The sequence below is a fragment of the Martelella sp. K41-7 genome, from assembly GCF_055808365.1.
The window spans coordinates 2,055,623-2,080,739 of the sequence record NZ_CM147867.1 but is presented as its reverse complement, the minus strand read 5'-3'; the positions used below and the strand labels follow the sequence as shown (position 1 = coordinate 2,080,739).

Here is a 25,117-nt window from a genome sequence, read left to right as displayed (position 1 = left end):
TTTGATCAGACTTCCGGATTTTGCGGCTGGAACAGCTTGCCGCGTTCGGCGATCACCGTGGCGATGCAGGCGCAGATGGCAAATGTGAAGAATCCGGCGATCAGTGGCGTCGTGGTGCCGTTGAAGGACTGGCCGACCAGAGAACCGATCAGTGCGGATCCGGCAGTGCTGGTGAACCCCAGCACCGAGGAGCCAATCCCGGCGACATGACCGAGGGGTTCCATCGCCATGGAATTGAAGTTGGCGCCGATGATGCCGAATTGCAGCCAGGCAAGGCAGAACATCAGGTAGAACAGCCAGAACGGCATGATGCCATCATAGGCCAGGTCGAGCGCAAGCCAGATCCCGATCACCGTTGTGAAGATGATCAGGCCTGCCTGCGACAGCCGCCGCATGCCGAACCGGCCGACGAAGCGTGAGTTCAAAAGCGCCGAGCAGGACATGATCACGCCGAGGCCGGCAAAAGCGATCGGAAACAGCGTTCCGAGGTCGAAGATACCGATGTAGATCTGCTGGGCCGAGGTAATATAGCCGAACATGCAGGCCTGAATGAAGGTCGTTGCCAGAATGTAAAGTGCTGCCGTACGGTTGCGGATCACCATCATGAAACCGCTTGCGATCGAGGTGACGCTGAAGGCGCGCTGGTCTGCGGGATTGAGCGATTCTGGTAGCCGCATCAGCACCCAGACGATCATGGCGGACGAAAACATTGCCAGGAAGATAAAGATCAGATGCCATTCACCGGCGAGCAGGATGACCTGGCCAATTGACGGTGCCAGGATCGGGATGATCATGAACACCATCATGATCAGCGACATCACCTCAGCCATCATCCGGCCACCATAAAGGTCGCGCACGATCGAGATCGAGATCACACGCGTGGCCGCAGACCCCGCGCCCTGCATGAAGCGGGCAAGGAGCATCAGTCCGAAGCTCGGAACGAAGGCGGCAAACAGCGATGTTGAAAGGTAAAGGGCAAGTCCGGCGAGCAGCGGTTTCTTGCGTCCGAAACGGTCGGAAAGCGGTCCGAACAGCAATTGCGCGAAGCCCATGCCGAGTACATAAGCGGTGACAATAAACTGTCGGCGGTTTTCCTCTTCGACGCCAAGGCTTGCGCCGATCTGCTGCAGACCGGGCAGCATGATGTCGATGGCCAGCGCATTCAGCGCCATCAGGAGCGCCATCATGGTCACAAGTTCCCATTTGGGAAGAAGTTTGCTCAGTGGCGCGGAATGAGAGGGGGATGCATGTGTCACGAGGAGGGGACTTTCGGGGCATGGGCCCGGTCCCGTTCTGGACCGGGCGAGAATGGCATCAGACTTCCGGGTTTTGCGGCTGAAGCAGCTTTCCCTTCTCCGCAATCAGGGTTAGTGCGAGAGCGATCAAGCCGAAGACAAAGAAGCCGCCGATCATCGGTGTCGTCGTTCCGTTGAAGGACAGGCCGATCGCTGCGCCGAGAAGTGCGGAACCGGCCGTGCTGGCAAAACCGAGGATCGACGATGCGGCGCCTGCAATATGGCCAAGGGGCTCCATGGCCAGTGCATTGAAGTTTGGCGCGATCCATCCGAACTGGAACCATGCGACCATGAATATCCCGTAAAACAGCCAGAACGGCATGATACCGGTAAACATGAGGTCAATCGCCAGCCAGACCCCATTGGTCAGCACAAAGCCGATCAGTGCACCGTGGGACAGCCTGCGCATGCCAATCTTGCCAACGATGCGGGAGTTCGCAAGCGATGAGGCCGCCATGACGACGCCGACGCCGGCGAAGGCCAGCGGAAACAGGGTGCCAAGCCCGTAGATATCGACATAGACCTGCTGCGCAGAGGTCACGAAGCCGAAGATGCAGGCCACGATGAAGGTTGTTGCCAGGGTGTAGAACAGTGCCACGCGGTTGCTCAGTACACGGGCGAAGCTGTGGGCGACCGCTTTTGGCGTCAGTTCGATCACGTCCTCGGGATGCTGGGTTTCCGGCAGACGGAAGGTAACCCAGAAGAAATTGCCGAGCGCGGCAAGCCCCAGGAAGACGAAGACCAGATGCCAGTCGCCGAACAGCATGATCGTCTGGCCGATCGAGGGAGCGATCACCGGGATGATCATGAAGACCATCATGATCAACGACATGATCTCGGCCATCTTGCGGCCGCCGTAGAGATCACGAACGATGGCAACCGAGATCACGCGGGTTGCCGCCGCACCGAGCCCCTGGCAGAAGCGCACGAGTAGCATCATTCCGAACGTTGGAACGAACGCGCATGCCACCGCGCCGATGAAATAGATGACGAGACCCGCGAGAAGCGGCAGTTTGCGTCCGAAACGGTCCGCCAGAGGTCCGTAGGCGAGCTGCGCAACACCAAAGCCAAGCACATAGGATGTGATGATGAACTGGTGCTGGTTTTCTGCCTCAACGCCGAGACTGGCACCGATCTGTTTGAGGCCGGGCAACATGATATCGATGGCAAGCGCATTGAGCGCCATCAGCCCTGCCATCATAGCCACCAGCTCCCATTTTCCGGGGATTTTTCGGACCCGCGGCCGTGATGTCTGTAATGTTTCTGTCACAACGATATTCCTGAAAGCAAAAGAAGGCGCCGCATATGCGACGCCCGTGTCAGAATGACTGCAAAATTATGCCGGAGAGCCGCTTGGGCACCTGTCCGCAACAACAATCGTGGCCGGATGTCGTTGCGTCAGTCCGGGATCAGGCCGCGCCGCGAATTGCGACACCCTTCGACGCAAAGTGGTCCTGAAGCTCGCCAGCCTGGAACATTTCTCGCACGATATCGCAACCGCCGAGGAACTCACCCTTCACGTAGAGTTGGGGAATGGTCGGCCAGTTGGAATAATCCTTGATACCCTGACGCAAATCACCATCGGCAAGAACGTTGATGCCTTTGAAGTCGACGCCGAGATATTCGAGAATCTGAACAACCTGACCGGAGAAACCGCACTGCGGAAACTGCGGGGTCCCTTTCATGAAAACGACAACATCGTTGTCGTCGACTTCGCTCTTGATGTAGGTATTGATGTCACTCATGAGCAATCCTTTTACATACGGGTTCAAGATCCGTAGCTTTATTTGCTTTCAGCATATAATCGATCGATTGACAACCGCCAAGTCCCAAGACCGATGATTTGGTCGCTGCGGGCATATTGCCATCGTTGGAGCGCCTATTGCGGCGCGGACGTTTGCAGCGCGAGTGCGTGAAGCACCCCGCCCATATTGCCTTTCAGGGCGTCGTAGACCATCTGATGCTGCTGCACACGGGTCTTGCCCTTGAAACTTTCCGAGACAACTTCGGCAGCAAAATGGTCGCCATCGCCTGCCAGATCCCTGATGTTGACGGTTGCGTCGGGAATGGCTGCCTTGATCATGTCTTCGATTTCGCCCGCGCTCATTGCCATATTCAGTGCTCCTCGCTTGATGCCGGGCTTGATGCCGGTTCTTCTGCCGACTGGCCGTTGCCTCTGGTCGCGCCCATGAACTGAGGGAACCACATTTCATGGGCGTTACGCAACTCCCCGACGGGCAGGGAGATCAGATCGTCGATCACAAGCGCGTCGCCCTTCACATTGCCAAGACGGCGGAACTGGATACCGCTGCCTTCTGCCGAAGCGCAGACGAAATTGCCGTATTCCGCCGGTACGGTGATTACATAGCGGGCCTGGTCCTCGCCGAAAAGCAAGGCATGTGGCAGGCCGCGCGCTTGATCGATGCTGACCGCCATGCCTTTGCCGGCTGCCATGCACATTTCGGCCAGGGCAACGGCAAGTCCGCCTGCGGAAATGTCGTGGCAAGCGGTGATCTGGCCGTTGTTGATCGCCGAGCGCACGAAATCGCCATTGCGGCGCTCGACGTAGAGATCCACCGTCGGTGCCGGGCCGTCGATGAGGTCGAGAACGTCGCGCATATAGGCCGAAGCGCCAAGATGATCGCCATCGGCGCCGATCAGAATCACACAGTCGCCGTCCTCGAACGAGCCGATCCGGGCCATCTTGCGCCAGTCGGCGATAAGGCCGACCCCGCCGATGGTCGGTGTCGGCAGGATGGCCTCGCCATTGGTCTCGTTATAGAGCGAGACATTGCCGGACACGATCGGGAAATCTAGCGCCCGGCAGGCTTCGCCGATACCTTCGATCGCCTTCACCAGCTGGCCCATGATTTCCGGTTTTTCCGGGTTGCCGAAGTTCAGATTGTCCGTGGATGCCAGCGGCTCGGCACCGGTCGCGGTGATGTTGCGCCAGCATTCGGCAACCGCCTGCTTGCCGCCCTCATAAGGGTCGGCCTCGACGTAATGCGGGGTCACGTCACAGGAAAAGGCAAGCGCCTTCACCGGATGGCCGTCAACGCGGACGACGCCAGCATCGCCGCCGGGGATCTGCAGGGAATTGCCCTGGATCAGCGTGTCATACTGTTCGTATACCCAGCGTCGGCTCGATTGGTTCGGGCCGCCGACCAATTTCAGCAGTGCCGCGCCATAATCCTCCGGAGCCGCGACCAGATGCGCGGGCAGTTCTCCGCGGGTGTCGGGCTCGCGCCAGGGCCGGTCATATTCGGGCGCCTCGTCGCCAAGTTCCTTGATCGGAAGGTTCGCCACTTCTTCGCCGCGATGGAGAACGCGGAACCTGAGATCGTCGGTGGTCTTTCCGACAATCGCGAAATCCAGTCCCCATTTGCGGAAGATCGCCTCGGCTTCCTCTTCCTTTTCGGGGTCGAGTACCATGAGCATGCGCTCCTGGCTTTCCGACAGCATCATTTCATAAGCCGTCATCTCGGTCTCGCGCACGGGCACGCAATCAAGATCCAGCTCGACGCCGAGATTGCCCTTGGCGCCCATTTCGACCGCCGAACATGTCAGCCCCGCCGCGCCCATGTCCTGAATGGCGATCACCGCGCCGGTCTTCATCAGTTCCATACAGGCTTCAAGCAGGCATTTTTCGGTAAAGGGGTCGCCGACCTGAACGGTCGGGCGCTTTTCCTCGATATCCGTGTCGAATTCAGCGGATGCCATGGTCGCGCCGCCGACGCCATCACGGCCTGTCTTGGCGCCGAGATAGACAACCGGCAGGCCGACGCCCTTGGCCTCGGAATAAAAAATCGAATCGGACTTTGCGATGCCGGCCGCAAAGGCGTTGACGAGGTTGTTGCCGTTGTAACGGGCGTCGAATTCGACCTCACCGCCAACGGTCGGCACACCGAAGGCATTGCCGTAGCCGCCGACGCCAGCCACCACGCCGGAAACCAGATGGCGGGTCTTGGGATGATCGGGCGCGCCGAAGCGCAGCGCGTTCATTGCGGCCACCGGACGCGCGCCCATGGTGAAGATATCGCGTAAGATTCCACCGACACCGGTCGCAGCCCCTTGATAGGGTTCGATATAGGAGGGGTGGTTGTGGCTTTCCATCTTGAAGACGACGCAATCGCCGTCATCAATGTCGACGATGCCCGCATTTTCGCCGGGCCCCTGGATCACCCGCCGCCCTGTCGTCGGCAGCGTTCTCAGCCAGCGTTTCGATGATTTGTAGGAGCAGTGCTCGTTCCACATCGCGGAGAATATGCCGAGTTCGGTGAAGGTCGGCTCGCGGCCGATCAGTTCAAGAACCCGCTCGTATTCGTCCGGCTTCAGTCCATGGGCTTCGACGATTTCAGGTGTGATGGCCTGACTGTTGGAAAGTGTCATGAGACAAGAGCATCCCGCATTGGTTTTCGACGTTCGGCGCGTTTTCGCCCTTCAATAAAGCGGTTCGCGCGCAAATGGAAGCTTCTCCGCCGCTGCCGGCCGGTTTTCCGCAGGCAGCCCACGGCAGATGTTAGCCGCGCCAGTACATCGGCATGAGGATGACCGCAACGGTCAGGATTTCAAGGCGGCCAAGCAGCATCAGAATGGAGAGAAGGTAAAGTTCAGGGTCGGCAAATGTGGAAAAATTGCCTGCCGGGCCGATTATATCGCCAAGTCCTGGGCCGACATTCGAAAGCGCGGTCAAAACCGCAGAGATGGCCGTAGTCAGATCATATCCGAAGGCTGCCATGGCAAGGCTGCCAAATGCCCACAGCAGGATGAACGCGCTGAAGAACATCGAAACGGCGCGCTGGGTCTCCGAGATCGACGCCCAGCCGACCGTAGCGGATCGAGTAGACGGCGTTGGGGTAGATCAGCTTTTTCATACCGGTGCTGAGCATGTTGAACAGAATCAGAAAACGGTAGGCCTTTATGCCGCCGGCTGTTGACCCCGAGCAGCCGCCCATGAAGGTCAGGAAAAATACCATGACGATCGCGAAGCCGCCCCAGGCCGTGTAGTCGGTACTGGCATAGCCGGTTGTCGACAGAATGGAGGAAACATTGAAGAAGGACTGCGTCAAGGCGGTGACGAAATCCATCTGTCCGTCGAGGCTGATATAAAGCGCGAGTACGAAGGTGGCGATCAGCAGATACGACAGAAACAGCATGATCTGAGGGTCGCGCAGCGTATCGAGGCGACCGCGAACAACAAACAGGATCAGGATCGAGAAAGGCAGACTGCACAGGGTCATGAAAAAACCGGCAATCCACAGCAGCTCCATGCTGTGGAAATAACCGAACGAGGCGTCGTGGGTGGAGAAGCCTCCGGTGGCAACCGTTGTCAGGGCATGGTTGACCGCATCGAAATGCGACATGCCGGCAAGACCGTAACAGATAGCGCAGACGATTGTGATGCCAACGTAGATCGCGAGGAATGCCCTGGTGAAACTCGCCATCCGCGCGAACGGCTTGTCGCTGGTGTCTGATGATTCCATCTTGAAAAAGGCCATGCCGCCGATGCGCAGGAACGGCAGGATGAACAGGCCGAGTGCGACGATGCCGATGCCGCCCATCCATTGCAACAGCGATCGCCACAAAAGAAGCCCGGGCGCGGCATCGTCGAGGCCGGTCAGAACGGTTGATCCTGTGGTGGTGATCGCGGAGACGGCTTCAAACAGGGCCTGCGCGAAGGTGAGGTCCTCGCGGGCAAGATAGATCGGGATCGAGCCGATCACCGCAAAGGTGATCCACAGAAGATTGACGAGGAAGAAGCCCAGCCGTCGGCTGAACGGCGGTGGGTTGCCGCGCATCGCCATGGCTGTCGCGGCGCTTGTGCCGCCGACCATGAAGCCACATATGGCAAAGACCCGCCAGTCGTCATTGGCGTAATAAAGGTCCGCCATTGCCGGAACAAACATCGCGGCAGCGAGGTAGAGACCGCAAATGGCCGCAATGTAGAAGGCTGACCGCAAAAGAGTGGCGTTCAAGGAGACCGTTCCCCGTCATGCTCGGTGTCACTTGCGGGTTTTTCCAATCCCGCGATCTATGCCATAGCGGTGTAGCGTTACAAACTCAATGGGAAGCACCAGAATGCGCGATGATGTAACTGAAGCAACCAAAGCCCTCAGAACCCTGTTCGAGCCGACGCCACTTCAGCGGAACGCGCATTTGAGTGCCCGTTTCAATGCCGATATCTATCTCAAGCGCGAGGATTTGACGCCGGTACGTTCCTACAAGTTGCGGGGCGCTTTCACTTTCATGCGCAAACGCATGGCCGAAGGCGGCGGCGACAGGGTCTTTGTCTGCGCCTCTGCCGGAAACCATGCCCAGGGGTTCGCTTATTGTTGCAGTCATTTCGGAGTGGAGGGCGTTATCTTCATGCCGGTGACGACGCCACAGCAGAAAATCGACAAGACCCGCATCTTCGGTGCCGGCCAAATCCGAATAGAGCTTGTCGGCGATATATTCGACGTCTGCTATGCGGCCGCGCGTGCGTTCGTGGAGCAGAATGACGGTGTGATGGTGCCGCCCTTCGATCACCCAGACATTATCGAGGGGCAAGCCAGTGTTGCCGCGGAAATCGAGGCGGCCTGGCCGGAAGAGGGGGCTTGCCGGATCTGATCGTGATGCCCGTCGGTGGTGGCGGGCTTTCGGCGGGTGTTACCGGCTATTTCGAGGGACAGCTCGGGGATGACGCATTTCTGCTGAGCGAGCCTTCCGGCGCGCCAAGCCTCAGGCGTTCGCTTGAGGCGCATGAGATCGTGACGCTTGCCGAGGTCGACAATTTTGTCGATGGCGCTGCGGTTGCGCGCATCGGCGATGCCAATTTTGCCGCTTTGCGCCGGTTTTCTCCCGAACAGGTGATCCTCGTTCCCGAAAATGCGATCTGCGCAACCATGACGGAAATGCTGAATGTCGAAGGCGTGGTTCTCGAGCCCGCGGGCGCGCTGGCACTGACCGCACTTGGCATGCTTGCTCCGGATGATGTGCGTGGCCGCAAGATTGTGGTTCTCGTTTCCGGTGGCAATTTCGACTTTGACCGGCTGCCGGACGTCAAGGAGCGGGCAATGCGCTTTGCCGGACTGAAAAAATACTTCATCCTGCGCCTGCCGCAGCGTCCCGGAGCACTGAAGGATTTTCTTGGTCTTCTCGGCCCGCAGGACGACATCGCGCGGTTCGAATATCTGAAGAAATCCGCGCGCAATTTCGGTTCGATCCTGATCGGCATCGAAACGGCGAAACCGGAGAATTTTGCTGACCTGTTCGAAAAGATGACGGCCAGCGGGCTGAAATTCCAGGATATTACCGAAAACGAGATACTGGCGAACCTGATCATCTGATCGTTTCAGCTCGCTGCTTTCTGCCGCAGTGGAATCTCACAGGCCGGTCTGGCGAAAACAAGGTTGATCGGTTAAAAACGCTAAAAAGGGAGTTTGTGTCTATGGCATCGTTTTTCTCGAAGCTCGGTTCTTTGTTTTCCGGTGGTGGCGGCGGCCAAGAGAATGAGCAGGCTGTAAAGTCGATCGTCCACGAGGACTGCATCATTTTCGCCGAACCGGCGAAGGAAGGCGCGCAGTACAGGCTTCAAGGTCGAATCGAGAAGGAAATCGGCGAGGAAACGCTGGTTCGGACCTTCATCCGGGCTGACCTGTTCTCATCACAGGATGAAGCGATCGAGTGGAGCCTCAAGAAGGGCAAGCAGATCGTGGACCAGAACGGCAAATCGCTGTTTTCTGACGGCGAAAAGCACCGTACCGCCTGAGCGGCAGACACTTCAAGGCAGAGCTATCAGCCGGCTTGGTGGTGCATTCTTTGATTCGAATGAAAATGGCGCTGTGCGGGAAGCCGGCCCCCTTGCGGGAGCGCTCTCGCTTAGGCCCGCGCACCGCATGAATGGCACACTCCACTCTGGCTGCAGGCGGATAAAAGTCGATTTCGTCAAAACCTGACCGCAAGTGGCGATTATCTCGATGGCACAGGTCAGTTTCTTCACGACGGCCCTGGCCTGCCAATTCGCGGCAAGAAATCACATGTGAAAGATCATCAGATAGCTGGTGAGTATGGCGATCCCGAAAAAGGATATCCATACCGGCATGTTATATGGCATGGTCGCGGGCGCTTGTGTCTCGTGCTTTTTCTCCACAGCGCCTCCGCTATGGGTCTCAAGCGCAGCGAGACTGTAGCTGCCACAACGACGGCACACACGCCCAGTATCCTGCACCATCATACAGTCGGTACATTTATAGCGAGCCATTTTCGGATCCTCTCCCGATTTTGAGGAGGTTAATCCTTAATGGCAGCGCAATCAAGTTTTTATACTTATGTAGTTCAACGTTAACGAACGGAATAGTGTCTGGGATTGTGGAATATTCCGGGCTTTTTTACTGTGGATGGAAATGCCGTTGTGAATTGTCCAGCGCTGCAGCAGCCGACCTTGTGCGATCGGACGGGTGGCGAGCCCTTTCGCGAAGAGCGCATGTCATGAGCGAAGGGCGGATCTGAAAGTCTCATCATAACCAAATCACGCAGCCAACCCTGCTGGCTGAAGGCAATCATACTGCATGAAGAAGAATGGTGGGCGATGAGAGACTCGAACTCCCGACATCCTCGGTGTAAACGAGGCGCTCTACCAACTGAGCTAATCGCCCGACCGCGTTGGTGGTGCGTGAAATAGGCGGATAGAACGAAAACCGCAAGAGGGTTTTCGCGGAATCTGCATTTTTTTCAAAAGGTCGCCGGAGGATGCGGGCCGGGGAAGGGGTATCGTGTGAATCACCTCGGTGTTCTGGCGCCTTAAGGTCGCTTCTTCACCAGAAGGTGTTCAGTGCCCGCGTAGCAGCAATATAATTTCTGAAAGCGGTTTTCCCGGTTTTGCAGGCCTCTTGAGAGCTGTCGCACAAAAAAACAGAAATGCGTGACAAGCTGCTTGACACTAGCAGGTGTCCCCCTTAAACAGCCGCTCACGCCAGACAGACAAGCGCTCACGAAAACAAGCGCTTGATCCTGAAACGGCCAAATGCGCGGGTGTAGCTCAGCTGGTTAGAGTGCCGGCCTGTCACGCCGGAGGTCGCGGGTTCGAGCCCCGTCACTCGCGCCATTTTTCTTATCAGAAAATGTTTCTCCCATATTATTGCGCTGCAGTTTGCAGGCAGGTCAGTGTAATTGCTGGCTTGGGCATTTGGGACCTCTTTATAGAAAAGGTTTGGCCCATGCCGGTCGCCTGGCTTTCGGGCCACGTCTCTTTTGAGATCCGTCATGGTCGACGCGACGAGCATCCGTGCGGGCGCAGCAAATTGCCGCACATTGGATCGGATGCAGCAAAGGGCGCAAAAACGCCGCATTCCATTCTGCAAAGATTGTTGCAGCGCCACGAAATGAAGTCGCAATGGCTTGCGCGAGCGCGCTGGCTGCGCTAACCACAACCCCGACATCTATCAATTTTCGGTACCGCGGTCTATTCTGCGGGTGCGCTGACCCGGGCGCCATCAAACGGCAAGGGTGTTTTTATGGCTGAAGTCCTCAGTTCCTATATTCCGATCGTCATCTTTATCGCCATCTGTCTCGTCATCGGGTTGGCCCTGATGGTCGCGCCGTTTGCGCTGGCCTTCAAAGCGCCCGATGCGGAGAAGCTTTCGGCCTATGAGTGCGGTTTCAACGCGTTTGACGACGCCCGCATGAAGTTCGATATCCGCTTCTATCTGGTTGCGATCCTGTTCATCATCTTTGATCTTGAAGTGGCTTTCCTGTTTCCCTGGGCAGCATCCTTCGGCGATATTGGCTGGTTCGGTTTCTGGTCTATGATGGTCTTTCTGGGCGTGCTGACAATCGGCTTCATCTATGAATGGAAAAAGGGAGCACTCGAATGGGAGTGAGCCAGGACGAGAACTCTGGTCGCACCGGCGCCGAAAGGCGTGATCGACCCGATAACGAACAAACCTGTCGGCGCTGACGACCGCTTTTTCGGTGAAATCAACAATGAGCTTGCCGACAAGGGCTTTCTCGTTACCTCTTCCGCGCAGCTGATCACCTGGGCGCGTACCGGCTCCCTGATGTGGATGCAGTTCGGTCTCGCATGCTGCGCCGTCGAGATGATGCAGATGTCGATGCCGCGCTATGACTGCGAGCGCTTTGGGTTTGCTCCGCGCGCCTCTCCGCGCCAGTCGGATGTGATGATCGTTGCCGGAACGCTGACCAACAAGATGGCGCCTGCGCTTCGCAAGGTCTATGACCAGATGCCGGAGCCGCGCTATGTCATCTCCATGGGCTCCTGTGCCAATGGCGGCGGCTATTATCACTATTCCTATTCCGTTGTGCGTGGATGCGACCGAGTCGTTCCCGTCGACATTTACGTGCCGGGCTGTCCGCCCACGGCCGAGGCGTTGCTTTACGGCGTGCTTTTGCTGCAGAAAAAGATCCGGCGCACCGGCACGATCGAGCGATAGCGGCTGGAGACCATAATGAGTGAAGTTTTGAACGATCTCGGCGCCCATATCCGCGAAGTATGCAGCGGTGTTCATGATGCTCGCGTCGCCCATGGCGAACTGACGGTATTCACGACGCCGGGCGCGATCGTGGATGTCGCAAAGTTCCTGCGCGATGACGGCCAGTGCGCCTTCGCAATCATTATTGACGTATGCGGTGTGGACTGGCCCGGCCGGGCACAGCGCTTCGATGTTGTCTATCACCTTCTGTCTCCGACCCAGAACGCCCGTATCCGGATCAAAGTTGCTGTGGATGAAGACGAAGTTGTGCCGTCGATCACCTCGATCTTTCCGGGCGCCGACTGGTTCGAGCGCGAGACTTGGGACATGTACGGCATCCCTTTCAGTGGCCATCCAGACCTGCGCCGGCTTTTGACCGATTACGGTTTCGAGGGGCATCCGTTGCGCAAGGACTTCCCGACGACCGGCTTTGTCGAGCTGCGTTATGACGAGGAAGCCAAGCGCGTGATCTACGAGCCGGTTGAACTTCGTCAGGAGTTTCGCAGCTTTGATTTTCTCAGCCCCTGGGAAGGACCCGACTACGTCCTGCCTGGTGACGAGAAGGCGAGCTGAGGAGGGCGTGATGGCTGAACGGTTGACTGGCGGCTGTATCTGCGGGGCGGTTCGTTTTAGCGCCGCACCGGCAAGTGACGAGATGGGTGTGTGCCATTGCGGGTTGTGCCGGCGCTGGAGCGGCGGTGCGGGTTTTCTCGGCGTCGACTGCGGCACTGCCGTTGAGATCGAAAACGAGGCGATGCTCGGTGTCTACAAATCGTCAGAGTATGGTGAGCGGGTGTTCTGCAAGACCTGCGGTTCAACGCTGTTCTGGCGCATGCAGGATGGCTCTGACGTCGTCGTGTCCGCGCAAGCCTTTGATCAGCCCGGGGCCTTCCGGTTCACCAGCGAAATCTTCGTTGACGAGAAGCCGGACAACTACACCTTCGCCAACGAGACCAGGAAGATGACGTCGGAAGAGTTCTTCGCGGCCTATGCTTCACAACAGGATCCATCGGCATGACTGAACATAATGTCCGCAATTTCACGATCAACTTCGGACCGGAGCATCCCTCCGCCCATGGCGTGCTGCGTCTGGTTCTGGAGCTGGACGGCGAGATCGTCGAACGTGTCGACCCGCATATCGGCCTGCTGCACCGCGGGACCGAGAAGCTGATCGAGACCAAGACCTTTCTGCAGGCTGTACCCTATTTCGACCGGCTGGATTATGTCGCGCCGATGAACCAGGAGCACGCCTTTGCGCTTGCCGTGGAAAAGCTGTTGGACGTCGAGATCCCGATCCGTGGTCAGCTCATCCGCGTGCTGTTTTCCGAGATCGGCCGTGTTCTCAATCATCTTCTCAACTGCACCACTGCCGCCATGGACGTTGGCGCGCTGACGCCGCCGCTCTGGGGTTTTGAAGAGCGCGAAAAGCTGATGGTGTTCTATGAGCGGGCTTGTGGCGCGCGCATGCATGCGGCCTATTTCCGCCCCGGTGGCGTGCATCAGGATCTGCCGCCCGAACTGGTCGAGGATATCGGCAAGTGGTGCGAACAGTTCCCGGCAAAGCTCAACGATATCGAAGCGCTTCTGGCTGGTAACCGTATCTTCAAGCAACGCAATGTCGATATTGGTAATGTCACGCTCGAAGACGCCTTCGCCTGGGGCTTCTCCGGCCCGATGGTGCGTGGTTCGGGGGCTGCCTGGGACCTGCGCCGGGCACAGCCCTATGAATGCTATTCCGATCTCGACTTCGATGTGGTGATTGGCAAGAACGGTGACTGCTATGATCGCTGGGTTCTGCGCATCAACGAGATGCGCGAATCGGTGAAGATCATGAAGCAGTGCGTCGAGCGCCTTCTGGGCGATGCCAAGACCGGTCCGTTCAACTCGATGGACGGCAAGGTGGTTCCGCCGAAACGCGCGCAGATGAAGCGCTCGATGGAAGCGCTGATTCACCACTTCAAGCTTTACACCGAAGGCTATCATGTGCCCGAGGGCGAGGTTTATGCCGCCGTGGAAGCGCCTAAGGGCGAATTCGGCGTCTACCTCGTCTCCGATGGCACCAACAAGCCTTACCGCTGCAAGATCCGTGCGCCGGGCTTTGCCCATCTGTCCGCGATGGACTTCATGTCGAAGGGCCATCAGCTTGCCGACGTCACCGCGATCATCGGGACGCTCGACATCGTGTTCGGTGAGGTGGATCGGTGAGAGCTAACGCCTTTGAATTTTCGAGAACCGCTTTTTGCTGTCCCGGACCGGTTGAAGGCCGGTGCCAGAACATGGGATATGCTAAAGCTGTGACCAAAACCTCCGAAGAGGTATAAGAGAGCATGTCCGTTCGCCGACTAGCCGATGAGAATGTCCAGCCCGCCGCATTTGCGTTTTCAGACGAGAATGCCGCGTGGGCCGAAGCCACGATCAAAAAATATCCCGAGGGTCGCCAACAGTCTGCCGTCATACCGCTTTTGATGCGCGCGCAGGAGCAGGACGGCTGGGTGACGCGTGCGGCGATCGAAAAGGTCGCCGCCATGTTGTCCATGCCGCTGATCCGGGTGCTCGAAGTGGCGACCTTCTATACCCAGTTCCAGCTGAAGCCGGTTGGCACCAAGGCTCATATTCAGGTGTGCGGCACAACGCCCTGCATGCTGCGTGGCGCCGGTGATCTGATCAATGTCTGCAAGAAGAAGATCAACGCAGCAGCCCTTGAGCCCAATGCTGAGGGCACGCTGTCCTGGGAAGAGGTTGAGTGCCAGGGCGCCTGCGCCAACGCGCCGATGGTGATGATCTTCAAGGATGCCTATGAAGACCTGACGCCGGAACGGCTCGAGGAAATCATCGATACGTTCGAGGCTGGCCGCGGTGACGAGATCAAGCCCGGTCCGCAGATCGACCGCTGGTTCTCTGCGCCTGAAGGTGGTTTTACGTCGCTGACGGATGATGACGATGATGCCGGAGCCGCTCGCGAGGACGAAACCGACGCCAATGCCGGTACGCCCGAGGCGATCGACGGTGCAAAAGGTGACCGCCCTCCGGCGGCCGAACGCAAGCCGGAAGATCCTGATGATCTCAAGTTGATTTCGGGCGTCGGTCCGAAGATAGAGACGCTTTTGAACGATATCGGCATTTACAAATTCGAGCAGATTGCTGCATGGACGCCGGGCGAATGCGCCTGGGTCAATGGTTCGCTGAAACTCGGCGGCCGCATCGAACGCGACGAATGGGTGCGTCAGGCCGGTGTGCTCGCCAAGGGCGGCATCGAGGAATATGAAAAAGTGTTCGGCAGAACATCGCGCTAGGAGTGAAGCATGTTAAAAGATAGGGATCGCATCTTCACCAACCTCTACGGTCATCGGGACAAGTCCCTGAAGGGCGCGATGGCGCGTGGTTCGTGGGATAACACCAAGGCTTTGGTCGACAAGGGCCGCGACTGGATCGTTCAGGAAATGAAGGATTCGGGTCTGCGTGGTCGTGGCGGCGCGGGCTTTCCGACGGGGCTGAAATGGTCGTTCATGCCCAAGGATGACCGTACGCACTATCTTGTTGTGAATGCTGACGAATCCGAACCAGGCACCTGCAAGGACCGCGAGATCATGCGGCACGATCCGCATCACCTGATCGAGGGCTGCCTGCTGGCAGGCGTCGGCATGGGTGCGCATACGGCCTATATCTATATCCGCGGCGAATTCATGCGCGAGCGCGAGGCGCTGCAGGCGGCGATCGACGAATGCTACGATGCCGGCCTTCTCGGCAAGGACAACAAGTGCGGCTGGGATATGGACGTTTTCGTCCACCACGGCGCCGGCGCTTATATCTGCGGTGAGGAAACTGCGCTTCTGGAAAGCCTTGAGGGCAAGAAGGGGCAGCCCCGCCTGAAGCCGCCGTTCCCGGCCAATATGGGCCTTTACGGCCTGCCGACCACGGTCAACAACGTCGAATCGATTGCTGTTGCGCCGACAATTCTGCGTCGCGGCGCGAGCTGGTTTCTTCCTTCGGACGCCCGAACAATGTTGGCACCAAGGTGTTCATGGTCTCCGGCCATGTGAACCGCCCCTGCGTGGTCGAGGAGAGCCTCGGAATAACCTTCCGCGAGTTGATCGAGCGGCATTGTGGCGGGATTCGCGGTGGCTGGAGCAATCTTCTGGCGGTGATCCCCGGCGGTGCATCGTGCCCGGTGGTCAAGGCCGAAGACATGATGGACGTGCAAATGGACTTTGACGGGCTGAAGGAAGTCAAATCTTCCTTCGGGACCGGCGGTGCCATCGTGATGGACAAGTCGACCGACATCATCAAGGCGATTGCCCGGCTGGCAGAATTCTTCAAACATGAGAGCTGCGGCCAGTGCACGCCATGCCGCGAAGGCACCGGCTGGATGTGGCGGGTGATGGAACGCATGGTCATCGGCAAGGCCCAAAAGCGCGAAATCGACATGCTGTTCGAGGTTACCAAACAGGTTGAAGGCCACACCATTTGCGCGCTCGGCGATGCCGCGGCGTGGCCGATCCAGGGACTTATCCGCAATTTCCGTCCGGAAATCGAAAAGCGGATCGATCAATACACGGCCAACGCCACGTCTGAAGGTGCGGTGATGGAAGCGGCGGAGTGAAAAGATGGAGATCCACGGACAGGCCAGTCGCATCGATGCCAGAAAGAGTGATCTTTCCGGATCGGTGTTTGACGATGTCAACCTGTCCGGGGTTTCCTACGAAAATGTCAATCTCTCCGGCGGCAGCTATCACGGGGTCACGCTCTCGGGCTCCAAATTCGATGACGTGAACATGTCGGGCTGCAGGTTTGAGAATGTGAATATGTCGGGATGGAGTGTTAACAACGCCAACCTTTCGGGCACGGTGGTGACGGATGCCAATCTCTCCGGCGTCTCTATCAGCGACTGCCGTCTCGACGGTATGACGATCGAAGGCATCAATGTCGGTGAATTGCTGGCGTTATGGAAAGAACATAAGACTTGAAGCCTAACCCTGATCGGGCGGACGCAATCGAGAATAGACTGCCGTCGGTCTCTTTCGGACCAACGGCGAAGCGGGAAAAACGGATATGGTAAATCTGATTGTAGACGGCAAGGAAATCGAGGTTCCCGACCACTACACGCTGCTGCAGGCGGCGGAAGCGGCGGGCGCCGAAATCCCGCGCTTCTGCTTTCACGAGCGGCTGTCGATTGCCGGCAATTGCCGCATGTGCCTCATTCAGGTGAAGGGCGGGCCGCCGAAGCCGGCAGCCTCCTGCGCCATGGGTGTCAAGGATGTGCGTGGCGGACCGGATGGTTCGTTGCCGGAAATCTATACCAAGACGCCGATGGTCAAGAAGGCGCGCGAAGGGGTGATGGAGTTCCTGCTCATCAACCATCCGCTCGATTGCCCGATCTGCGACCAGGGCGGCGAATGCGACCTGCAGGACCAGGCCATGGCCTTCGGTATCGACGCCTCGCGCTATCAGGAAGACAAGCGCGCCGTCGAAGACAAGTATATCGGCCCGCTGGTCAAGACCGTGATGAACCGCTGCATTCACTGCACGCGCTGTGTCCGCTTCACCACGGAAGTGGCCGGCATTTCCGAGCTTGGTCTGATCGGCCGCGGCGAAGATGCTGAAATCACCACCTATCTTGAACAGGCGATGACGTCGGAGCTGCAGGGCAATGTGGTTGACCTTTGTCCGGTCGGCGCGCTGACCTCCAAGCCCTTCGCGTTCACGGCCCGTCCGTGGGAGCTGAACAAGACCGAGAGCATCGACGTGATGGATGCCGTCGGTTCGGCGATCCGCGTTGATACCCGGGGCCGCGAAGTGATGCGCATCATGCCGCGCGTCAATGAAGAGGTGAATGAGGAGTGGATCTCCGACAAGACCCGCTTCATCTGGGACGGCCTTCGCACCCAGCGCATCGACAAGCCCTATATCCGCACCAATGGTCGTCTGCAGGCATCGAACTGGAATGACGCCTTCGAAACGATCAATGCCGCCATCAACGGTGTCAGCGGCGACAGGATCGGCGCGATTGCCGGTGATCTGGCAAGCGTTGAGGAAATGTATGCCCTCAAGGGACTGATGAGCGCGCTTGGATCATCGAATATCGACTGTCGTCAGGATGGGACGAAGCTTGATCCGACCAATGGCCGCGCCAGCTATCTCTTCAACCCGACGATCGAAGGCATTGAAAACGCCGATGCGCTGCTGATCATTGGTGCCAATCCGCGTTTCGAGGCGTCGATCCTGAACGCCCGTATCCGCAAGCGCTTCCGCAAGGCCAGCTTCCCGATCGGCGTGATCGGCGAACATGCCGACCTTCGTTATGATTATGAATATCTCGGCGCCGGACCGCAGACGCTCACCGATCTGGCTTCCGGTTCGCTCGACTTCCTCGACGTTCTGAAGAAGGCCGAACGTCCGATCATCCTCATCGGTCAGGGCGCGCTGACGCGGGAAGACGGCGCGGCCGTATTGTCGAAGGCGGCTGCACTTGCCGGCGATGTCGGCGCGGTCAGCGAAGACTGGAACGGCTTTGCCGTGCTTCACACTGCCGCCTCGCGTGTCGGCGGGCTCGATATCGGTTTCGTGCCGGGCGAGGGCGGCAAGACTGCGGCCGCGATGCTTGGTGACACGGATGTTCTCTTCCTGCTTGGTGCAGATGAGCTTGATTTTTCTACCAAGAAGGCTGGTTTCACGGTCTATCTCGGCTCGCACGGCGATGCCGGCGCGATGAACGCCGATGTGGTGCTGCCGGCAGCCGCCTATACCGAGAAATCGGGTACCTACGTTAACACTGAGGGCCGCGTGCAGATGACCAATCGCGCAGGGTTTGCGCCGGGTGACGCACGTGAAGACTGGGCGGTATTGCGGGCGCTTTCCGGCATTCTCGGCAAGACGCTTCCCTATGATTCGCTGGCGGCGCTGCGTGCGGCGCTTTACGCCGAGTATCCGCACCTCGCCGCGCTTGACGCGATCGCTGACGCTGATATCAAGGCGGTCGAAACGGCTGCGTCGAAGGGCGGGGATCTGGCTGAGGCCGGTTTCGTATCGCCGATCACCGATTTCTACCTGACCAACCCGATTGCCCGGGCCTCTGCCGTGATGGCCGAATGCTCGGCGCTGGCGCGCAGTAATTTCAAGGCAGCGGCGGAATAAGGACCGAACAATGGATTCTTTTCTTTCAACCTATCTTTGGCCCGCACTGATCATGATCGGTCAGTCGCTGCTGCTTCTGGTCCTGCTGCTTATCGGTATCGCATTCATCCTGCTTGCTGACCGCAAGATCTGGGCGGCGGTGCAGATGCGCCGCGGCCCGAATGTCGTGGGCCCGTTCGGTCTGTTGCAGTCCTTTGCCGATTTGCTCAAATTCGTGCTGAAGGAGCCGATCATCCCGGCGAGTGCCGACAAGGTCGTGTTTCTGCTGGCGCCGCTGATCTCGGTGACGCTGGCGCTCGCCACATGGGCGGTGATTCCGGTCGCCGATGGCTGGGTGATCGCCAATATCAATATCGGCATTCTCTATATCTTCGCCATTTCGTCGCTCGAGGTTTACGGCGTGATCATGGGCGGCTGGGCATCGAACTCGAAATACGCATTTCTCGGCTCGTTGCGTTCTGCGGCACAGATGGTTTCTTACGAAGTCTCGATCGGCCTTGTCATCGTCACCGTTCTTTTGACCGTCGGATCGCTGAACCTGTCGGATATCGTGTTCGCCCAGCAGACCGGTCTTGGCACCATGCTCGGCCTGCCGAACTCGTTCCTCGACTGGAATTGGCTGGCGCTGTTCCCGATGTTCATCGTGTTCTTCATTTCGGCGCTCGCTGAAACCAACCGTCCGCCTTTCGATCTTCCTGAAGCGGAATCGGAACTGGTCGCGGGCTTCATGGTGGAATACGGCTCGACCCCGTACATGATGTTCATGCTCGGTGAATATGCCGCCATCGTGCTGATGTGCGCGCTGACGACGACGCTGTTTCTCGGCGGCTGGCTGCCGATCATCGATGTGGCGGTGCTGAACTGGATCCCGGGCGTCATCTGGTTCCTGATCAAGGTCTGCCTTTGCTTCTTCATGTTCGCCATGGTGAAGGCATTCGTGCCGCGTTATCGCTACGATCAGCTGATGCGCCTCGGCTGGAAGGTTTTCCTTCCGCTGTCGCTTGCCATGGTCGTCATCGTGGCCTTCGTTGTTAAACTGACCGGCTGGGTGGGCTGATGCAGGTGCTTTTCGAAGTGCCGGATTGGAGAAACTGAAATGGGTTCTGTTGCTCAGGCTTTCAATGCCGTCTTTCTGAAGGAGTTCGTGGCTGCGTTCTTCCTGACGATGCGCTACTTCTTCTCGCAGAAGTCGACGGTCAACTACCCCTTCGAGAAGGGGCCTGTCAGCCCGCGTTTTCGCGGCGAGCATGCGCTGCGCCGTTATCCCAACGGTGAAGAACGCTGCATTGCCTGCAAGCTGTGCGAGGCGATCTGTCCCGCCCAGGCGATTACCATCGAGGCCGGCCCGCGCCGCAATGACGGCACCCGCCGCACGGTTCGCTATGACATCGATATGGTGAAGTGCATTTATTGCGGCTTCTGCCAGGAGGCGTGTCCCGTCGAGGCGATCGTCGAGGGGCCGAATTTCGAATTCGCGACCGAGACCCGCGAAGAACTTTACTACGACAAGGAGCGTCTGCTCGCCAACGGTGACCGTTGGGAGCGCGAAATCGGGCAGAACATCGCCATGGACGCACCTTATCGCTGAGACTTGAAACACGTGGTCGGACGGCACGAAGCCGACCGGCAAAAAATGTGAGAACGGAAAGCCTGCCGTGTCGGCCGGTTTTTCAATGAGACGCGTCCGGGGCTCCCGCGACGTACAGGAAGAGAAGGCACCAAAATGGGTCTCCAGGCTCTTTTTTTCTACTTTTTCGCGTTTATCGCCGTGGCCTCGGCGTTCATGGTTATTTCTGCGCGGAATCCGGTCCATTCGGTCCTGTTTCTGATCGTGGTGTTCGTGAATGCCGCTGCGCTGTTCATTCTGGCCGGCGCGGAATATCTCGGCCTGTTGCTGCTCGTCGTCTATGTCGGCGCGGTAGCGGTGCTGTTCCTGTTCGTGGTGATGATGCTCGATATCGACTTCGCGGCGCTGAGGTCCGGTATTCTGAGGTATGCGCCTGTCGGTGCGCTGATCGGGGTCGTGCTTCTGGCCGAACTGATCATCGTGGTCGGCGGCACCGTCATCTCGCCGGAGATCGCCGCCAATACGGCAATGCCGATGCCTCCGCTCTCCGAAAAGTCGAGTGTGCAGGCGCTTGGTGACGTGATCTACACGCATTACGCTTATTTCTTCCAGGTGGCAGGGCTGATTCTGCTGGTGGCGATGATCGGAGCGATCGTGCTGACGCTGAAACATCGCACCGATGTGAAGCGCCAGAATATCGGCCAGCAGGTGGCGCGCACGCCGGAGACGGCGCATGAAGTCGTCAAGGTCAAGCCCGGCCAGGGCCTATAATTTAAGAGAATTCAGCAGGGATACGGGACTAAGGACAGAGCAATGGAAATCGGACTTTCCCACTACCTGACGGTCAGTGCCATACTTTTCACGATTGGCGTTTTCGGCATCTTTTTGAACCGGAAGAACGTCATCATTATTCTCATGTCCATTGAGCTGATCCTGCTTTCGGTCAATCTCAACATGGTCGCTTTCTCGGCATTTCTCAACGATTTGGTCGGCCAGGTCTTCGCGCTCTTCATCCTCACGGTGGCAGCGGCGGAAGCGGCGATCGGATTGGCGATCCTCGTGGTGTTTTATCGCAACCGCGGTTCGATTGCGGTCGAAGACGTCAATATGATGAAGGGCTGATCTCCAGATGATTTACAAACTCATCGTTTTCCTGCCGTTGCTCGGCTTCCTCATCGCAGGCTTCTTCGGAAACCGGATCGGCGCAAAGGCCACCGAATGGGTGACCATCGCCTTCATGGCGATTTCCGCCATCCTGTCCTGGTATGTGTTCATTTCGGTCGGTTTCCTGTCCCACGCCGAGGATCTGGTGATCCAGGTTCCGGTGATGCAGTGGATCAGCTCCGGTAACATCGATGTCGCCTGGTCGCTCAGGATCGATACGCTCACCGCCGTCATGCTGGTTGTGGTCAACACGGTCTCCTGTCTCGTCCACCTCTATTCCGTGGGCTACATGCATGACGACCCGCACCGGCCGCGCTTCTTTGCCTATCTGTCGCTGTTTACCTTTGCGATGCTGTCGCTGGTGACATCAGACAACCTGCTGCAGATGTTCTTCGGCTGGGAGGGTGTTGGCCTTGCCTCCTACCTGCTGATCGGTTTCTGGTACAAGAAGCCATCGGCCTGCGCCGCTGCAATGAAGGCGTTCATCGTCAACCGTGTCGGTGACTTCGGCTTCCTGCTTGGGATTGCCGGTCTGTTCTTCCTTGCGCACACCATCAATTTCGATCCGATCTTCGCTGCCACCGAAAATATTGCGAATGACCATGCGGTTGCTGTTGCCGCGGGCGAACAGGTTCCGGTGCTGCATTTCCTCGGCATGGATCTGACGTTGATGCACGCGATTACCGCGGTATGCCTGCTGCTGTTCATGGGCGCCATGGGTAAGTCGGCTCAGTTCCTGCTCCACACCTGGCTGCCGGACGCGATGGAAGGCCCGACCCCTGTGTCGGCTCTTATCCATGCCGCGACCATGGTGACGGCCGGCGTGTTTCTGGTGGCGCGCATGTCGCCGCTTTTTGAATTATCGCCCTCTGCGCTCACCTTCGTCACACTCATCGGCTCGATTACCGCGCTGTTTGCCGCGACGATCGGTCTGGTGCAGAACGATATTAAGCGCGTCATTGCCTACTCGACCTGTTCGCAGCTCGGCTACATGTTTGCAGCACTCGGGGCAGGGGCCTACGGCGCTGCCGTGTTCCATCTCTTTACCCACGCCTTCTTCAAGGCGCTGTTGTTCCTGTGCGCAGGCTCCGTCATCCATGCCGTTTCCGGCGATCAGGACATGCGTCGCATGGGCGGCTTGAGAAAGCATATCCCGATCACCTTCTGGGGCATGATCTTCGGCACGCTCGCCATTACCGGCTTCGGTATTCCCGGTACGGTCATCGGTGCTGCCGGTTTCTTCTCCAAGGATGCTATCATCGAGGCGGCCTTCGTTTCGGCCAGCCCGCTTGCAGGCTTCTCCTTCTGGGCTCTGGTGATTGCCGCCGTGCTCACGGCGTTCTACTCATGGCGCCTGATCTTCATGACATTCTTCGGCAAGCCGCGCGCTTCCTCCGATGTTATGCATCATGTCCATGAATCGCCGTGGGTGATGCTGATCCCGCTGATCGTGCTGTCGGTCGGCGCCCTGTTTGCCGGTGTGGTCTTCGCCGAGTTCTTCTATGGCCATGATTATTCCGAGTTCTGGAAGGGCGCTCTGTTTACCGGACCGCACAACGAGGTTCTGGAAGAGCACCATCATGTTGCGCTCTGGGTCAAGCTGTCGCCGTTCTTCGCTATGCTGATCGGTACGGTGGTCGCGATCTACATGTACCTGATCAAGCCGGCATCTGCGAAGGCGATGGCGAATGCCTTCCCGCGGATCTACGCATTCCTGCTCAACAAGTGGTACTTCGATGAACTGTACGATTTCCTGTTTGTCCGCCCTGCGAAAAAGCTCGGGCACTTCCTGTGGCAGAAAGGGGATGTCGGCGTGATTGACCGGTACGGACCCAATGGCATCGCGGCGCTGGTCGTCGATGTCACCAACCGCGTGGTCAAGCTGCAGTCCGGTTATGTTTACCACTATGCGTTCGCAATGCTGATCGGCGTGGCCGCTCTTGTAACGTGGATGATGCTCGGAGGGGCACTGTAATGAGCGATTGGCCAATTCTCTCGACAGTCACCTTCCTGCCGCTGGTCGGCGTGGTGCTGATCCTGTTTACTCGCGATGACAACGAAACCGGCCTGCGCAACATCCGCAACGTCGCGCTGCTGACGACGCTGTTTACCTTTGTCGTGTCGCTGTTCATTTGGGTCAATTATGATCCGGCGGATCCGAACTTTCAGATGATCGAGAACCATGCCTGGCTAGGCACGGGGATCTCCTATCATATGGGTGTTGACGGCATTTCAATGCTGTTCGTCTTGCTCACGACGGTGTTGATGCCGCTTTGTATCCTGGCGTCCTGGGCGGCCATCACCCATCGGGTGAAGGCCTATATGATTGCCTTCCTGATTCTGGAAACGCTGATCATTGGTGTGTTCGTCTCGCTTGATATCGTGATGTTCTACGTCTTCTTTGAGGCGAGCCTGATACCGATGTATCTGATCATCGGCATCTGGGGGCATGACAGGCGCGTCTACGCCTCGTTCAAGTTCTTCCTTTACACCTTTGCCGGTTCAGTCTTCATGCTGTTGTCGATCATGGCGATGTACTGGGTCACCGGAACGACCAGTGTTCCGGTGCTTCTGGAGTATGATTTCCCGGTCAACATGCAATACTGGCTGTTCCTTGGCTTCTTTGCATCATTCGCGGTGAAGATGCCGATGTGGCCGGTGCATACCTGGCTGCCGGATGCCCATGTGGAAGCGCCGACGGCGGCCTCCGGCGTGCTTGCAGGCGTTCTTCTGAAACTCGGCGGTTTCGGCGTGCTGCGCTATTCCATGCCGATGTTCCCAGACGCCTCCTATTATTTCGCCCCGCTGATCTTCGCGTTGTCGATCATCGCCATCATCTACGCCTCGCTGGTGGCGCTGATGCAGACCGACATGAAAAAGTTGATCGCCTATTCCTCGGTTGCGCATATGGGCTATGTGACCATGGGTATGTTCTCGGCAACAACCGAGGGTATCGAAGGCTCGATCTTCCTGATGCTGTCGCACGGCATCGTCTCGGGTGCGCTGTTCTTCTGCGTCGGTATGGTCTATGACCGCATGCATACGCGTGAGATTGCGGCATATGGCGGGCTTGTGAACAACATGCCGAAATTCGCGGTCGCCTTCATGATCTTCACCATGGCCAATGTCGGGCTTCCCGGCACGTCCGGCTTCATTGGTGAATTCCTGACGGTGGTCGGTGTCTTCCAGGTCAATACCTGGGTGGCCGTGTTTGCCGCGACCGGCGTCATTCTTTCCGCCGCCTATGCGCTTTGGCTTTACCGTCGTGTGATTTTCGGTGCACTGGAGAAAGACAGCCTGAAGGGGCTTCTCGATCTCTCCATGCGTGAGAAATTCGTGCTTTATCCGCTGATCGTTCTGACGATTTTCTTCGGTGTTTATCCGGAACCGATCTTCGCGGCGATCCACGGGCCGGTCGCCCAGATCGTTCAACACTATGACGCTGTTCTGGAATCCACCAAGAACATCGCGCTGCCGGTATACTGAGACAG

General features: G+C 58.0%; 22 protein-coding genes, 2 tRNA genes and 3 pseudogenes. 19 read left to right on the top strand and 8 right to left on the bottom strand.

Annotation, left to right across the window (positions count from 1 at the left end; translation table 11 throughout):
* Positions 1–5: 5 nt before the first annotated feature.
* The 6 genes and pseudogenes from AC0L7L_RS09835 to AC0L7L_RS09810 form a co-directional block, all read right to left on the bottom strand.
* A complete protein-coding gene (locus AC0L7L_RS09835; RefSeq protein ID WP_473513630.1) occupies positions 6–1,256 on the bottom strand; it encodes a multidrug effflux MFS transporter in 1,251 nt (416 codons plus the stop codon).
* A gap of 58 nt (positions 1,257–1,314) precedes the next feature.
* The gene (locus tag AC0L7L_RS09830; protein ID WP_473513859.1) at positions 1,315–2,496 is read right to left on the bottom strand and encodes a multidrug effflux MFS transporter; all 1,182 of its coding nucleotides are present in this window, start codon (positions 2,494–2,496) and stop codon (positions 1,315–1,317) included.
* Positions 2,497–2,704: 208 nt separating this feature from the next.
* The gene (grxD, locus tag AC0L7L_RS09825; protein ID WP_272211699.1) at positions 2,705–3,040 is read right to left on the bottom strand and encodes a Grx4 family monothiol glutaredoxin; all 336 of its coding nucleotides are present in this window, start codon (positions 3,038–3,040) and stop codon (positions 2,705–2,707) included.
* A gap of 134 nt (positions 3,041–3,174) precedes the next feature.
* Positions 3,175–3,408 carry a BolA family transcriptional regulator gene (locus AC0L7L_RS09820; RefSeq protein ID WP_272211698.1) on the bottom strand — a complete coding sequence of 78 codons (234 nt, stop codon included), beginning with the start codon at positions 3,406–3,408 and terminating at the stop codon, positions 3,175–3,177.
* Positions 3,409–3,410: 2 nt separating this feature from the next.
* Positions 3,411–5,684, bottom strand: coding sequence for a phosphoribosylformylglycinamidine synthase subunit PurL (purL, locus tag AC0L7L_RS09815; RefSeq protein WP_473513628.1), 2,274 nt, complete (start codon positions 5,682–5,684; stop codon positions 3,411–3,413).
* Positions 5,685–5,814: 130 nt separating this feature from the next.
* Positions 5,815–7,270: pseudogene (locus AC0L7L_RS09810) on the bottom strand (TrkH family potassium uptake protein).
* 103 nt (positions 7,271–7,373) lie between these two features.
* Here AC0L7L_RS09810 and ilvA point away from each other — a divergent pair.
* Positions 7,374–8,623, top strand: a pseudogene (gene ilvA / locus AC0L7L_RS09805) (threonine ammonia-lyase IlvA).
* Positions 8,624–8,724: 101 nt separating this feature from the next.
* Positions 8,725–9,045, top strand: coding sequence for an HlyU family transcriptional regulator (locus AC0L7L_RS09800; protein WP_272211691.1), 321 nt, complete (start codon positions 8,725–8,727; stop codon positions 9,043–9,045).
* Positions 9,046–9,309: 264 nt separating this feature from the next.
* On the opposite strand, the gene AC0L7L_RS09795 is transcribed toward AC0L7L_RS09800, so the two are convergent.
* A complete protein-coding gene (locus tag AC0L7L_RS09795) occupies positions 9,310–9,537 on the bottom strand; it encodes a hypothetical protein (RefSeq protein ID WP_272211690.1) in 228 nt (75 codons plus the stop codon).
* Positions 9,538–9,855: 318 nt separating this feature from the next.
* Positions 9,856–9,931 (bottom strand) — tRNA-Val (locus AC0L7L_RS09790).
* Between the two features lie 372 nt (positions 9,932–10,303).
* Between AC0L7L_RS09790 and AC0L7L_RS09785 the strand changes: the two genes are divergently transcribed.
* The 17 genes and pseudogenes from AC0L7L_RS09785 to AC0L7L_RS09705 all read left to right on the top strand — a co-directional run bounded on the left by AC0L7L_RS09785 (position 10,304) and on the right by AC0L7L_RS09705 (position 25,112).
* Positions 10,304–10,380 (top strand) — tRNA-Asp (locus tag AC0L7L_RS09785).
* A gap of 112 nt (positions 10,381–10,492) precedes the next feature.
* Positions 10,493–10,699: a hypothetical protein gene (locus AC0L7L_RS09780; protein ID WP_272211689.1), complete on the top strand. Its 207-nt coding sequence runs from the start codon at positions 10,493–10,495 to the stop codon at positions 10,697–10,699.
* Positions 10,700–10,789: 90 nt separating this feature from the next.
* A complete protein-coding gene (locus tag AC0L7L_RS09775; protein WP_473513625.1) occupies positions 10,790–11,155 on the top strand; it encodes an NADH-quinone oxidoreductase subunit A in 366 nt (121 codons plus the stop codon).
* 15 nt (positions 11,156–11,170) lie between these two features.
* Positions 11,171–11,725 (top strand): NuoB/complex I 20 kDa subunit family protein, encoded by a 555-nt coding sequence (locus tag AC0L7L_RS09770; protein WP_473513857.1) that lies wholly within the window; start codon positions 11,171–11,173, stop codon positions 11,723–11,725.
* Positions 11,726–11,740: 15 nt separating this feature from the next.
* Positions 11,741–12,337: an NADH-quinone oxidoreductase subunit C gene (locus AC0L7L_RS09765; protein WP_272211687.1), complete on the top strand. Its 597-nt coding sequence runs from the start codon at positions 11,741–11,743 to the stop codon at positions 12,335–12,337.
* 10 nt (positions 12,338–12,347) lie between these two features.
* Positions 12,348–12,782, top strand: a complete 435-nt coding sequence (locus AC0L7L_RS09760; protein ID WP_272211686.1) for a GFA family protein — start codon at positions 12,348–12,350, stop codon at positions 12,780–12,782.
* The gene (locus AC0L7L_RS09755; protein ID WP_272211685.1) at positions 12,779–13,969 is read left to right on the top strand and encodes an NADH-quinone oxidoreductase subunit D; all 1,191 of its coding nucleotides are present in this window, start codon (positions 12,779–12,781) and stop codon (positions 13,967–13,969) included. Before AC0L7L_RS09760 ends, AC0L7L_RS09755 begins: the two co-directional genes overlap by 4 nt.
* 122 nt (positions 13,970–14,091) lie before the next feature.
* Positions 14,092–15,057, top strand: coding sequence for an NADH-quinone oxidoreductase subunit NuoE (nuoE, locus tag AC0L7L_RS09750; RefSeq protein WP_473513622.1), 966 nt, complete (start codon positions 14,092–14,094; stop codon positions 15,055–15,057).
* A gap of 9 nt (positions 15,058–15,066) precedes the next feature.
* Positions 15,067–16,364 (top strand): annotated as a pseudogene (nuoF, locus tag AC0L7L_RS09745) (NADH-quinone oxidoreductase subunit NuoF).
* A 4-nt stretch (positions 16,365–16,368) separates the two neighbouring features.
* The gene (locus AC0L7L_RS09740) at positions 16,369–16,728 is read left to right on the top strand and encodes a pentapeptide repeat-containing protein (RefSeq protein WP_272211682.1); all 360 of its coding nucleotides are present in this window, start codon (positions 16,369–16,371) and stop codon (positions 16,726–16,728) included.
* Positions 16,729–16,813: 85 nt separating this feature from the next.
* Entirely contained in the window at positions 16,814–18,895 is a 2,082-nt protein-coding gene (gene nuoG / locus AC0L7L_RS09735) for an NADH-quinone oxidoreductase subunit NuoG (protein ID WP_272211681.1), read from the top strand.
* 10 nt (positions 18,896–18,905) lie between these two features.
* On the top strand, positions 18,906–19,952 hold the full coding sequence (gene nuoH, locus AC0L7L_RS09730) for an NADH-quinone oxidoreductase subunit NuoH (RefSeq protein WP_272211680.1): 1,047 nt from the start codon (positions 18,906–18,908) through the stop codon (positions 19,950–19,952).
* 39 nt (positions 19,953–19,991) lie between these two features.
* The gene (nuoI, locus tag AC0L7L_RS09725; protein WP_272211679.1) at positions 19,992–20,483 is read left to right on the top strand and encodes an NADH-quinone oxidoreductase subunit NuoI; all 492 of its coding nucleotides are present in this window, start codon (positions 19,992–19,994) and stop codon (positions 20,481–20,483) included.
* A 135-nt stretch (positions 20,484–20,618) separates the two neighbouring features.
* Positions 20,619–21,233: an NADH-quinone oxidoreductase subunit J gene (locus AC0L7L_RS09720; protein WP_473513619.1), complete on the top strand. Its 615-nt coding sequence runs from the start codon at positions 20,619–20,621 to the stop codon at positions 21,231–21,233.
* Positions 21,234–21,275: 42 nt separating this feature from the next.
* Entirely contained in the window at positions 21,276–21,584 is a 309-nt protein-coding gene (gene nuoK / locus AC0L7L_RS09715) for an NADH-quinone oxidoreductase subunit NuoK (RefSeq protein ID WP_024707013.1), read from the top strand.
* Positions 21,585–21,591: 7 nt separating this feature from the next.
* Positions 21,592–23,601, top strand: a complete 2,010-nt coding sequence (nuoL, locus tag AC0L7L_RS09710; RefSeq protein WP_272211678.1) for an NADH-quinone oxidoreductase subunit L — start codon at positions 21,592–21,594, stop codon at positions 23,599–23,601.
* Complete coding sequence (locus tag AC0L7L_RS09705; protein WP_272211677.1) at positions 23,601–25,112, top strand: NADH-quinone oxidoreductase subunit M; 1,512 nt, start codon at positions 23,601–23,603, stop codon at positions 25,110–25,112. Before nuoL ends, AC0L7L_RS09705 begins: the two co-directional genes overlap by 1 nt.
* Positions 25,113–25,117 lie beyond the last annotated feature (5 nt).

Excerpts from the sequence above, each read along its gene's own strand:
- AC0L7L_RS09830 (WP_473513859.1), bottom strand. The coding sequence starts at position 2,496 with ATGATGGCAGGGCTGATGGCGCTCAATGCGCTTGCCATCGATATCATG.
- grxD (WP_272211699.1), bottom strand. The coding sequence starts at position 3,040 with ATGAGTGACATCAATACCTACATCAAGAGCGAAGTCGACGACAACGAT.
- AC0L7L_RS09820 (WP_272211698.1), bottom strand. The coding sequence starts at position 3,408 with ATGGCAATGAGCGCGGGCGAAATCGAAGACATGATCAAGGCAGCCATT.
- purL (WP_473513628.1), bottom strand. The coding sequence starts at position 5,684 with ATGACACTTTCCAACAGTCAGGCCATCACACCTGAAATCGTCGAAGCC.
- AC0L7L_RS09800 (WP_272211691.1), top strand. The coding sequence starts at position 8,725 with ATGGCATCGTTTTTCTCGAAGCTCGGTTCTTTGTTTTCCGGTGGTGGC.
- AC0L7L_RS09795 (WP_272211690.1), bottom strand. The coding sequence starts at position 9,537 with ATGGCTCGCTATAAATGTACCGACTGTATGATGGTGCAGGATACTGGG.
- AC0L7L_RS09780 (WP_272211689.1), top strand. The coding sequence starts at position 10,493 with ATGCCGGTCGCCTGGCTTTCGGGCCACGTCTCTTTTGAGATCCGTCAT.
- AC0L7L_RS09775 (WP_473513625.1), top strand. The coding sequence starts at position 10,790 with ATGGCTGAAGTCCTCAGTTCCTATATTCCGATCGTCATCTTTATCGCC.
- AC0L7L_RS09765 (WP_272211687.1), top strand. The coding sequence starts at position 11,741 with ATGAGTGAAGTTTTGAACGATCTCGGCGCCCATATCCGCGAAGTATGC.
- AC0L7L_RS09760 (WP_272211686.1), top strand. The coding sequence starts at position 12,348 with ATGGCTGAACGGTTGACTGGCGGCTGTATCTGCGGGGCGGTTCGTTTT.
- AC0L7L_RS09755 (WP_272211685.1), top strand. The coding sequence starts at position 12,779 with ATGACTGAACATAATGTCCGCAATTTCACGATCAACTTCGGACCGGAG.
- nuoE (WP_473513622.1), top strand. The coding sequence starts at position 14,092 with ATGTCCGTTCGCCGACTAGCCGATGAGAATGTCCAGCCCGCCGCATTT.
- AC0L7L_RS09740 (WP_272211682.1), top strand. The coding sequence starts at position 16,369 with ATGGAGATCCACGGACAGGCCAGTCGCATCGATGCCAGAAAGAGTGAT.
- nuoG (WP_272211681.1), top strand. The coding sequence starts at position 16,814 with ATGGTAAATCTGATTGTAGACGGCAAGGAAATCGAGGTTCCCGACCAC.
- nuoH (WP_272211680.1), top strand. The coding sequence starts at position 18,906 with ATGGATTCTTTTCTTTCAACCTATCTTTGGCCCGCACTGATCATGATC.
- nuoI (WP_272211679.1), top strand. The coding sequence starts at position 19,992 with ATGGGTTCTGTTGCTCAGGCTTTCAATGCCGTCTTTCTGAAGGAGTTC.
- AC0L7L_RS09720 (WP_473513619.1), top strand. The coding sequence starts at position 20,619 with ATGGGTCTCCAGGCTCTTTTTTTCTACTTTTTCGCGTTTATCGCCGTG.
- nuoK (WP_024707013.1), top strand. The coding sequence starts at position 21,276 with ATGGAAATCGGACTTTCCCACTACCTGACGGTCAGTGCCATACTTTTC.
- nuoL (WP_272211678.1), top strand. The coding sequence starts at position 21,592 with ATGATTTACAAACTCATCGTTTTCCTGCCGTTGCTCGGCTTCCTCATC.
- AC0L7L_RS09705 (WP_272211677.1), top strand. The coding sequence starts at position 23,601 with ATGAGCGATTGGCCAATTCTCTCGACAGTCACCTTCCTGCCGCTGGTC.